Here is a 10,485-nt window from a genome sequence, read left to right on the forward strand (position 1 = left end):
GGGCTGCTGCTGGTGTCGTGGGTTCCCGTCGCGCTGACGCAGACGCACCAGTCGCTGTGGGCGCTGGGGTTGGGAATCATCGGTCTGGACCTGGCCATCCAGGCGTTGCATGTGACGAACCAAAGCGAGCTGTACGCGGTCCGCCCGGAGGCGCGCAGCCGGTTGGTGGCGGGCTACATGGTCTTCTATTCCATCGGTAGTGGCGCGGGCTCGCTCGCGTCCACGGTGGTGTTCGCGCACGCGGGTTGGGTGGGCGTGTGCGTGCAGGGGGCGGCCATCGCCGCCGTGGCGCTGGGGTTCTGGGGCGTCACGCGACTGGCGGCGCGGGAGCGGGGATTCGCGAGGGCTCGCCGCGTCTCGTCATGACGTGGGGGCTCGATTCGTGAGACGCCTGCCCTCCGGTCCCGGGGGTGATTCGTGGAGCAGGTGGTGCGCAGGTCGCCGCTGTACACATTCGTCATCTGTCCGAACAACAGCGGCAGCACGTTGCTGGTGCGGCTGCTGGCCACGTCGGACCAGGTCTCCGTGTTCGACTCGATGAACCACGAGGGACAGTGGCTGGTGCACCGGGATGACCCGGAGGCGATGCCCATCCCCGACACCGAGTCGGACGAGCTTCGCAACTGGACGACGAACGAGGCGAAGTTCGCGGACCCCCAGCGCTACCACTGGGAGCGCATCAAGGCCGTCTGGCATCGCGCGTGGGATTTGGGCAAGGCGGTGCTCGTGGAGAAGAGCCCGCCCATGGTGATGGCCGCGCCGCTGTTGCAGGAGCAGTTCGCGCCCGCGCGGTTCATCGTCTCGGTGCGCAGTCCGTATGCCTTCGCCGAGGGCGTGCGGCGCAAGCGCGGCTATCCGCTGTCCATCGCGACGGCGCATTGGGTGCGCTCCAGCCGGCTGCAGCTCCGGAACCGGGCCGTGCTGCGAGGCTCGCTCTTCTTCCGGTACGAGGACCTCTGTCAGTCCCCGGAGACCATCGCCGCGAGAATCCTCGAGTACATCCCGGAGCTGGGGCGGTTGGAGGTCGGCCGCGCGTTCGACATCATGGGCGAGCACAGCACCATCCGGGACTTCAACGGGGACTCGCTCGGACGCATGAGCGCCGCGGACCTGGAGGAGATCAACACGGCGCTCGTGGGCCATGAGGACGTGCTGGAGGCGCTGGGCTACGAGCGAATCGTCCGGGCTTGAGTGGGTTGGGATGACCGCAGTTGCTGGCGAAGCCGTGCATAGGAGGGGATGCCGAGTGGCACCTCGATGTCCGCGCGCCAGGTCTCGGCGAGCACGGCGTGCACTGATGAGGACAGCTCCGAGGAGTCTCCCACGCGGCCGGCTCGGACCTTGGTGGTCTGGACCTCGGGTGGGAGCGAGGTGAGCCGATTGACGGCTTCGGTCGTCGGGTGGTCGTCGAACTGGGACTCGTGCGCGTGCATGAACTCGAAGGTGGACTGCTTCGTCACGAGCGCGACGAGCTCGTCGTCCAGGGACACGCCCATGAAGGCGCCGATGCGTCGGACCGCGGACTCCAGGTCCTCCTTCATGTCCTCGTAGGCGAGCAGCAGCACGTCGTCGCGCTCGCGGACGCTCCACCAGGCGCGCAGGTGTTCCCAGTAGCGGCCGAAGCGCGCGTCCTTCAAGAAGATGCCGAAGCAGAACTCCTCCACGCTGACGGAGTCGGGCTCGAACATCCAGCCGTTCACGTAGTGGTAGAAGGACGTGAGCGTGTCCGCCGGGTCTCGCATCACGTGGATGTAGCGCCCGCCCTTCGGCACCCGCTCCCAATGCAGGTGCGTCTTGAACGCGCGGGGTCGGGCGACCTGGGGCCCCGCGAGGTCGACGCCCGGGAGGGGTGGGCTCTCCAGCCACGGGACGACGAGGGAGATCTCCTCGAAGCCCATGTCGCCGCGCGTGCGCAGACCGTGGACGATTTGCTGCGTCCACGTGGTTCCGCACTTGGGATAGGTGGCGACGAAGATGTCTGTCGGCTCCACGTGGAAGTGCGCGGGGCCGGAGATGGGCTCGCGCCATGCGCGCAGGGCTTGCAGTTCCAGCAGCGATTTCGGCAGACGAGATGATGGCTGACGGTGCGTGGCGTCCGATGTGGTCATGCAGCGTGCCCCCGGTGGTGGGACTCCACCTGGGCGGGAGCCTAGCGTCAGTCCGTGCCCGCATCGCGTGCCGCGTCCGTCACGGGCCCGTGTCGAAGGCGGTTCGACGCGGGATGTCACCTCGACGCGGGGAGTTATCGCGCGGCCAGGATGGCGCGGAGGTCCTCGGGGATGTCCATGGGGGTGAAGATGCCCACGTTGGCGCCGCCCGTGTTGCCCAGCGGCGCGCGACCGAGCCATGAGCCCGGCGCTGCCAGGATGAGTCGCGGCAACTGTCCGAGCAGCTCCCGCCAGTCTCCGTGTCGAGCGGCCCAACGGAACATGGCGCCGTGGACGCGCAGGTGGGGCCACGCATGGGCCTGACTCAGGATGTGGGCGCGCTCCAGGAAGCGCCAGGCGTCTTGATGGGCACCGCGTGCATGGGCTTCCGCGACGCGGCGCAGCTCGAGGTCGAAGTGGGTTCGCAGGGTCGGGGTCATCGGAACGCTCGGTGCGGCGCTGGCGAGGTGGCGTGCGTCGCCAGGGCGAAGGAAGTGAAGCCAGCGGTGAGTCCGGACTCGCACGGTGCCGTCAGGCGCATGCGGCGTGGCGGGTGTCACCAGGGGCGCAGGGGTGGCAGGTCGCGGCGAGCGCGGGTTCGAGTTGGAGCGTGACGTGCTCGATGCCGAACGTGTCGTGCAGCCGTGTCTTCAGGGTGGGGACGAGCGCCTCGTCACCGGACGGCGCATCCACCACGAGGTGGGCGGTGAGGGCCGACTCGGTGGTGCTCAAGGCCCAGACGTGGAGGTCGTGCACGCCGGTGACACCGGGCGCCTGCGTCATGAGGCTTCGCACCGCGCCCAGGTCGATGTTCGCGGGAACGGCCTGCAGCGCGAGGTTGAAGGAGTCCACCAGCAGCCTCCACGTGCTGACGAGGATGAGCAGCGCGATGCCGAGCGTCACCACCGGGTCCAGCCACGCCTGCCCCGTGAAGTAGATGAGCGCGCCGCTGAGCACCACGGCGAGCGACACGCCCGCGTCGGCCGCCATGTGCAGGAACGCGCCCCGCACGTTGAGGTCGTTCTTGCGCCCCTTCCAGAACAGCAGGGCCGTGGCGGTGTTGATGACGACGCCGATGCCCGCGACGCTCATGACGGTGAGGCTGGCGACGGGCGCTGGCTCGCCGAAGCGGCGGAGGGCTTCCCAGCCGATGGCGCCGACAGCGACCAGCAGGATGAGCGCGTTGAAGAGGGCCGCGAGGATGGAGGCACCGCGCAGGCCGTAGCTGCGCCGCTCGGTGGGCTGGCGTCGGGCGAGGACGCTGGCACCCCAGGCGAGCACGAGCCCCAGCACGTCGCTCAGGTTGTGGCCCGCGTCCGCGAGCAGCGCCAGCGAGCCGGCGAGGAAGCCGTACAGCGCCTCGATGGCCACGAAGGCCAGGTTGAGCGTGACGCCGAGCGCGAAGGCTCGGCCGTGTGACGTGGGCGCGTGGCTGTGTGAACCCGACATGGGGAAAGGGACCTCCAGGAATGGATGGCTCCGGGGGCGAGCGCTCGAGGACCCACGAGCCGCGACCCACCGTTCATCGAGGAAGACGCCACCTTTCGCGCGGTATTACAGCGGCATTTTCCGAGGGTTTTCGACGGCGAGCGTGCTGCCAGCGGGGCCGTTGCTCGGGAGGCTCCGCGCGGCGGATTCGGTTCCGACACAGGGCCCTGGTCGTCCTGCGACTCGGGCGATAGCCACCACCGAGAGGCCCGCGCCAGGAGCCGCACCGAAGGCGGTGCTCCGTGCACGTGGTGGTGCTGTCTGGGGTCCTTGGACCTGGGCGGTTCTTGCCCGAGCGATAGCCTGGACCTCACGGAGGGGGCCGACGTCGACGGACCGCGCCATCCGAGCTTCCCGCGATGAAGATGCTCGCCAGGAATGCGGCGCATGCCAGGATGGTGGGGTGGCGCTACCACTGGTTGCCCTCATCGTCGTTCCTCTTGCCCTGACTCCACTCCAGGCGGCGCCAGTCGTCGCGTTGCCGTCACCTGCCGCGCTTGTCGCGACGCCACAGGGCGTGCAGGCGGCCCCCAGCCCCGAGAAGCGGGCGCCTGTCGTTGCGTCTCCGCCACGGGTCGCGCTCGTCGCGACGCAGCAAAGCGAACTGGCGGAGCCCGTCTCCGAGACGCCGACTCCCGCCGTTGCGTCGCCGCTACTGGGCGTGACGCAGCAACGCGAACTGGCGGAGCCCGCCTCCGAGACACCGGCTCCCGTCGTCGCGACTCCGCCGCCGGACGCGCCCGTCGCGACACAGCAGGGTGAGCAGCCCGAGGGCGCCACGGTGGAGCCTCCACCCGCGCGCGCACCCGGGCTGACGCAGGAGAACTACGAGGAGGCCCTCGTCGTCGAGTCGCTCGTCCGGCATGGCCGCCAGGTGGACCCCTCCCCGGAGGGAAAGCCACTCTCGGACGTGCTCGTCGACACCGAGGAGGTGGTGGCGGAGAGCGACCCGTATCCGGACTTCCTCAACATCTTCCATGTGCGCACGCGCGACGAGGTCGTCCGGCGCGAGGTGCTGCTGCCGCTCGGTCAGCCCTACTCCACGCGCCTCGCGGAGGAGACGGCGCGCAACCTGCGCGCACTGCGCCTGTTCTCCGTGGTGCGCGTCGTCCCGCTCGTCGGCAAGACGCCCGGCACGGTGTCGCTGCTCGTCGTCACCAAGGACATCTGGTCGCTACGACTCAACAGCGACTTCTCCGCGGTCGGCTCGCTGCTCCAGTACCTGCGGCTGCAGGGCACGGAGCAGAACTTCCTGGGCCGGGGCAAGAAGCTCGCGGTGGACTTCATCCTGCGCCTGGACACGCTCAGCCTCGGACAGAGCTACACGGACCCGCGTGTGCTGGGCAGTCGCTGGTCGTTCACCGAGTCCGCCGCCATCATCATCGGACGCGAGAGCGGTCAGGCCGAGGGCTCCCGGGGCAGCGTCTCCGTGAGCCGGCCGCTGTACTCGCTGTCGACGCCGTGGAGCGTGAGCTCGTCCGTGGCGTGGAACGTGGAGACCAATCGCGTCTACCGGGGCGCGGACATCTGGCAGCTCCCGTTCCCCGGCGGCCCGACGGTGCCCTACGTGTACCGGACGGAGGAGGTCGCGGGCGCGGCCTCGTACACGCGCTCCTTCGGCCTGCGCTACAAGCTCAACCTGAGCGGCTCCGTGGGCGCGTACCACTACGCCTACGACCCGCCGAGGTCGTCGATGTTGACCGAGGACCAGTCCACCTGGTTCCGGCGCAACTACCTGCCGCGCGCCGAGGACGCGGGCTACGTGTCCATGTCCCTGCGCGCCTTCGAGGCCCGCTACGAAGTCCTCCGCGACGTGGACTCCTACGTCCTCTCCGAGGACTACCAGATGGGGCACTGGCTCTCCGCGACGCTGCGCTACGCGCCGCCCGTCTTCGGTGACGACACGCACTTCACGGAGGCAGGGCTGGCCGCGCGCTACCGCCTGCGCTGGGGCGAGGCGCTCACCACCGTGGCCGCCTCCGGCTCCATCCGTCGACAGCTGGGCGACGCGGCGACCTGGAACAACCGCCACTGGGCCGCGGAGCTGACGCAGGTGTCGCCCAAGGTACTCGGAGGACGCTTCGTCGCGCGCGGCCTGCTCGACGTCAACATCGACGACCTGTTCGACCGGGTGACGCTCCTCGGTGGAGGCAACGGCCTTCGCGGCGCGCCCGCGGACGAGTACTCCGGCAAGCGGATGTTGCTCGTGAACGTGGAGTACCGCACCGCGCCGCTGGTCATCAAGACCGTGCACGTGGGCGGCGTGCTCTTCCTCGACTCGGGCAGCGCGTTCAACGACAGGCCGGACATGGTGACGTCCGTGGGCGTGGGCCTGCGGCTGCTCTTCCCGCAGTTCAACGTCAACCCGTTCCGCATCGACTTCGGCTACGTGCTCAACGGCGACCGGCCTCCCATCGGCAGCCGCTTCACGTTCGCCGGCGGACAGGTGACGGACCTGCGCCCCAGCTTCCTCGACTCACCGCTGTAGCCCCGCGTCGCTCACGGGGGCTCGACGCGCAAGAGCTCCCGGAACAACACCTCGGCGGCATCCCGGAACAGCTCTCCGGACGCGAGCAGTCCGCCGCAGTGGTGCGGCTCCCTCGCGAGCGTCAGCGCCACCGCGCGCTGGAGCACCGCGTCCCAGAAGGGCTCGGAGCCGTCGGGCAGGAGGAACTCTCGGATGATGGCGCGAGGCCAGGGCAGCACCGTCGTCGGGTCCGCGTCGCTCAGCGAGGTGAAGCAGTCCAGGTCCACGTCCAGCAGCACCCGCTCCGCGTCCTCGAGCACGTCCCGCACCGCGTCACCGGGAGCAGGGTGGCTCCACGCCTCGGACGCGCGGTCCACGGTGGGCACCACCACCAGTCGGTGGGAGCGCCCCCGCGTGTCCACGTAGGTGTCCCCCGCGAACGCACCCCGGGGCCGCGTCCGGGCGATGAAGAGGGCATCTCCCACCAGCCCCGCCTCCATCGCCGCGAGGATGTGGTCGTAGTTGCGCACGTCCAACTCCCACCGGGCGTGCTCATCCAGCGCTCGCAGGCCCGCCGAGCGGTCCGGCACCGCCTCCGGCCTTCGGGGCACCACCACGTCCAGGTGGCGGTCCAGCGTGACGAGCAGCGCGGCGGGCCCGGAGTCCCCCAGGGCCATGGCCCAGGAGGGCAGGGCGAGCCGGTGGGGGTCGAAGACGTACGCGTCCGTCGGCCCCCGGCCGCCTCCCAGCCCCAGCCGGATGATGCCCGCCAGGCGCAGGTGGAGCAGGGCGTCGTCGTCGGTCTTCATGCCTCGGGAATCCTCGCGTCCGTCGCGGGTTTGCTCAGCTTGCGCGGCGGCCGAGTGTAGGCTTCCCCGCACCTTTCCGTGAAAGGAGCCCCGCCGCTGGCGGGAGTTCGACTACGCATGCGCCAGGTCCTCGCCGCAGCGCTCATTCTCGTGAGCGCGCCCGTATACGCCCAGGAGATGAAGCCCCTCACCATGCCCCAGACGGCGCACTCGCAAGACCCCTTCTTGAGGCAGCTGTCGGAGACCCGCAACTTCTCCAGCGGCCGCCCGGTGAGCGTACGGGTCACCCCGGACGAGAAGCAGGTCCTCTTCCTGCGCACCCAGGACACCTCCAACGTCCAGACGCTCTATGCGTTCGACGTGGCGACCGGGGAGGTGAAGGAGGTGCTCACCCCCGAGGCGCTGCTCAAGGGCACCGAGGAGACGCTCACCCCCGAGGAGAAGGCCCGCCGTGAGCGCATGCGCGTCAGCGCCCGGGGCTTCACCTCGTACCAGATCTCCGACGACGGCACGCGCCTGCTCGTCCCGCTCTCCGGCCGGCTCTATGTCGTCGAGCGCGCGAGCGGCAAGGTGACCGAGCTCAAGACGGGCCCCGGCGTGCTGGACCCGCGCTTCTCCCAGGACGGCAAGCAGGTGGCCTACGTCCGCGAGAACGACGTCTACCGAATCGACATCGCGGCGAACAAGGAGCAGCGCGTGACGAAGGGAGGCACCGCCGAGAAGACGCACGGCGTGGCCGAGTTCGTCGCCCAGGAGGAGATGAGCCGCTTCTCCGGCTACTGGTGGAGCCCCGATGCCAGGCGCGTCGCCTACACCGAGTCCGACACCTCGGAGGTGGAGAAGCTCACCATCGTCGACGTGATGCACCCCGAGCGCGGCGGCGAAATCTTCGCGTACCCGCGCCCCGGCAAGCCCAACGCCAAGGTGCGCCTGGGCGTCACGGCCGTCACCGGTGGCAAGACGACGTGGGTGCAGTGGGACGCGGCGAAGTACCCGTACCTGGCCACCGTGGTGTGGCCCAAGGGCGGCCCGCTCACCATCCTCGTGCAGAACCGCGTCCAGACGGAGCAGCAGCTGCTCGCCGTCGACCCGGCCACGGGCAAGACGCGGGAGCTGCTGGTGGAGAAGGACCCGGCCTGGCTCAACCTGGACCAGGACTTCCCGCTGTGGCTGGACGATGGCTCGGGCTTCCTCTGGTACACCGAGCGCAACGGCGGCCCGGAGGTGGAGCTGCGCAAGGCGGACGGCTCGCTCGACAAGAGCTTCGTCAAGCCGGACGCGGGCTTCCGGGGCATGACGCGCTTCGTGCAGAAGGACCGCACGCTGTTCTTCAACGGTGGCCTCAACCCCACGCAGAGCGTGTTCTACCGCGTGAAGGACGGCGGGGCGCCCGAGCGCGTGACGAAGAACGGCGAGGGCATCGAGGGTGGCTCCGCCTCGCGCGACGGCGGGGTGTTCGTCGTCAACACGTCCAGCCTCAAGAGCATGAGCCGCACGGAGGTGCTGCGCGCGGACGGCACGCGCGTGGGCCAACTGCCGGAGGTGGCGCAGGAGCCGCCCTTCGTCCCCAACACGGAGCTCAGGCAGGTGGGCCCCAAGCGCTACTGGGCGTCCATCACCCGCCCGCGCGACTTCAAGCCCGGCAAGAAGCTGCCCGTCATCGTCGACATCTACGGCGGCCCCACCACCACCGTGGTGCACCACAGCATGGCCGCGCACCTGATGTCCCAGTGGATGGCGGACCAGGGCTTCCTCGTCGTGAAGTTCGACGTGCGCGGCACCCCCCTGCGCGGCGCCGCCTGGGAGCGCGAGGTGAAGTACGACTTCGCCACCGTCACCCTGGATGACCAGGTGGACGCGCTCCAGGCGCTGGCCAAGGAGCTGCCCGAGCTGGACCTCAAGCGCGTGGGCATCCAGGGCTGGAGCTTCGGCGGCTACATGGCCGCGCTGGCCGCGCTCAAGCGCCCGGACGTCTTCAAGGCCGCGGTGTCCGGCGCCCCCGTGGTGGACTGGCTCGACTACGACACGCACTACACCGAGCGCTACCTGGGCCTGCCCCAGGAGCACCCCGAGGCGTACGAGAAGAGCTCGCTGCTCACCTACGCCAAGGCGGACAAGCCCATTGGCAAGCTGCTGCTCATCCACGGCACCGCGGATGACAACGTCTACTTCTTCCACACGCTGAAGCTGAGCGACGCCCTGTTTCGCGCCGGCAAGCCGCACGAGCTGCTCCCGCTGAGCGGCCTGACGCACATGGTGCCCGACCCGCTGGTGAAGCAGCGCCAGTGGGAGCGCGTGATGGAGCACTTCAAGAAGAACCTGTGACGGGCGTGCTCCCGGGCGCGTCCGCGCGCCCGGGGGACGCTCCGGAAAGCAAGAGGCCCGGTTCCCTGGGGACAGGGGCCGGGCCTCCGTTCATGAGCCCCTCGCGGGGAAGGGCTCATCGCAACGACGTCTCAGGCGGCGCGAACGTTCTGCGCCTGCAGGCCCTTGGGGCCACGCGTCACTTCGAACTCCACCTTCTGACCCTCGGCGAGGGTGCGGAAGCCGTCCATGTTGATGGCGGTGTGGTGGCAGAACACGTCCTCACCACCGCCGTCCTGGGTGATGAAGCCGAAGCCCTTCGCGTCGTTGAACCACTTCACGGTACCGGTTGCCATTGCACTTCCTTCAGTCTCGCGGGGCGACGCGTGAGAGTCGCCCGTTCTTCCCGCCCCCCGACGACCGGGAGACATGTCCGGTTTTAGTGAAACGCCCGCCTGGAAGTCCAGCCAGCGACCTGAAATGCCCGGTTTGCATTGAGGCCGGGCATCTCAGTCAATGCTGACGCGTCGCGTTGGCGGCCTCAGACGTCGAGCAGGAGCCGCTCGGGGTCCTCGATGCACTCCTTCACGCGCACGAGGAACTGGACGGCCTCGCGGCCGTCGATGAGGCGGTGGTCGTAGGTGAGGGCCACGTACATGATGGGCCGGATGACCACCTGGCCGTCGCGGGCGACGGGGCGCTCGACGATGTTGTGCATGCCCAGGATGCCCGTCTGCGGCGGGTTGATGATGGGCGTGGACAGCATGGAGCCGAAGATGCCGCCGTTGGTGATGGTGAAGGTGCCGCCCTGCAGCTCCGGCAGGGTGAGCTTGTCGTTGCGCGCCCGGGTGCCCAGGTCGCCCACGCCCTTCTCCAGCTCCGCCAGGGACAGCTTGTCCGCGTTGCGGATGACCGGCACGACCAGGCCGCGGCTGCCGCTCACCGCCACGCCGATGTCGTAGTAGTGCTTGAAGATGACGTCTTCGCCGTCGATCTCCGCGTTGACCTGGGGGAAGGCCTTGAGGGCCTCGATGGACGCGCGGACGAAGAAGCTCATGAAGCCGAGCTTCACGCCGTGCCTGGCCTGGAACTTGTCGTTGTACTTCTTGCGCAGCGCCATCACCTCGCCCATGTCCACCTCGTTGAAGGTGGTGAGCAGGGCGGCGTTGGACTGGGCCTGGACCAGGCGCTCGGCGACGCGCTTGCGAAGCGGCGTCATGCGCACGCGCTCCTCGCGCGCGGCGTTGGGGCGCGGGCCCGCGGGCTGGGC

The 10,485-nt window shown here is 69.5% G+C and carries 9 protein-coding genes and 1 pseudogene; 4 read left to right on the forward strand and 6 right to left on the reverse strand.

All coding sequences use genetic code 11. From position 1 onward, the window contains the following. Positions 1–366, forward strand: a pseudogene (locus FL311_RS44445) (hypothetical protein); the annotation flags it as partial. Positions 367–429: 63 nt separating this feature from the next. After that, positions 430–1,191 (forward strand): sulfotransferase, encoded by a 762-nt coding sequence (locus FL311_RS36460; protein ID WP_194869509.1) that lies wholly within the window; start codon positions 430–432, stop codon positions 1,189–1,191. Here FL311_RS36460 and FL311_RS36465 read toward each other — a convergent pair. The 3 genes from FL311_RS36465 to FL311_RS36475 form a co-directional block, all read right to left on the reverse strand. Further along, entirely contained in the window at positions 1,167–2,108 is a 942-nt protein-coding gene (locus tag FL311_RS36465) for a sulfotransferase domain-containing protein (RefSeq protein WP_141332292.1), read from the reverse strand. The genes FL311_RS36460 and FL311_RS36465 overlap by 25 nt on opposite strands. 134 nt (positions 2,109–2,242) lie before the next feature. After that, a complete protein-coding gene (locus FL311_RS36470; RefSeq protein WP_141332293.1) occupies positions 2,243–2,587 on the reverse strand; it encodes a DUF3703 domain-containing protein in 345 nt (114 codons plus the stop codon). Positions 2,588–2,678: 91 nt separating this feature from the next. Beyond that, positions 2,679–3,596, reverse strand: coding sequence for a cation diffusion facilitator family transporter (locus tag FL311_RS36475; RefSeq protein WP_141332294.1), 918 nt, complete (start codon positions 3,594–3,596; stop codon positions 2,679–2,681). An 820-nt stretch (positions 3,597–4,416) separates the two neighbouring features. Between FL311_RS36475 and FL311_RS36480 the strand changes: the two genes are divergently transcribed. Beyond that, on the forward strand, positions 4,417–6,123 hold the full coding sequence (locus tag FL311_RS36480; RefSeq protein WP_228557319.1) for a BamA/TamA family outer membrane protein: 1,707 nt from the start codon (positions 4,417–4,419) through the stop codon (positions 6,121–6,123). 11 nt (positions 6,124–6,134) lie between these two features. Here the strand turns inward: FL311_RS36480 and FL311_RS36485 are convergent, their stop codons facing one another. Continuing rightward, a complete protein-coding gene (locus tag FL311_RS36485; RefSeq protein WP_141332295.1) occupies positions 6,135–6,911 on the reverse strand; it encodes a UPF0489 family protein in 777 nt (258 codons plus the stop codon). Positions 6,912–7,028: 117 nt separating this feature from the next. Here FL311_RS36485 and FL311_RS36490 point away from each other — a divergent pair, with 117 nt between their 5' ends. Then, positions 7,029–9,236 carry an alpha/beta fold hydrolase gene (locus FL311_RS36490; protein ID WP_141332296.1) on the forward strand — a complete coding sequence of 736 codons (2,208 nt, stop codon included), beginning with the start codon at positions 7,029–7,031 and terminating at the stop codon, positions 9,234–9,236. A 131-nt stretch (positions 9,237–9,367) separates the two neighbouring features. Here FL311_RS36490 and FL311_RS36495 read toward each other — a convergent pair whose 3' ends face one another. Then, positions 9,368–9,571 carry a cold-shock protein gene (locus tag FL311_RS36495; RefSeq protein WP_141332297.1) on the reverse strand — a complete coding sequence of 68 codons (204 nt, stop codon included), beginning with the start codon at positions 9,569–9,571 and terminating at the stop codon, positions 9,368–9,370. Positions 9,572–9,756: 185 nt separating this feature from the next. Beyond that, on the reverse strand, positions 9,757–10,485 hold a 729-nt coding region (gene sucB / locus FL311_RS36500), incomplete at its 5' end, for a dihydrolipoyllysine-residue succinyltransferase (RefSeq protein ID WP_141332298.1).

It is taken from the genome of Myxococcus sp. AB025B, from assembly GCF_006518215.1.
Classification (GTDB): Bacteria; Myxococcota; Myxococcia; order Myxococcales; family Myxococcaceae; genus Myxococcus; species Myxococcus fulvus.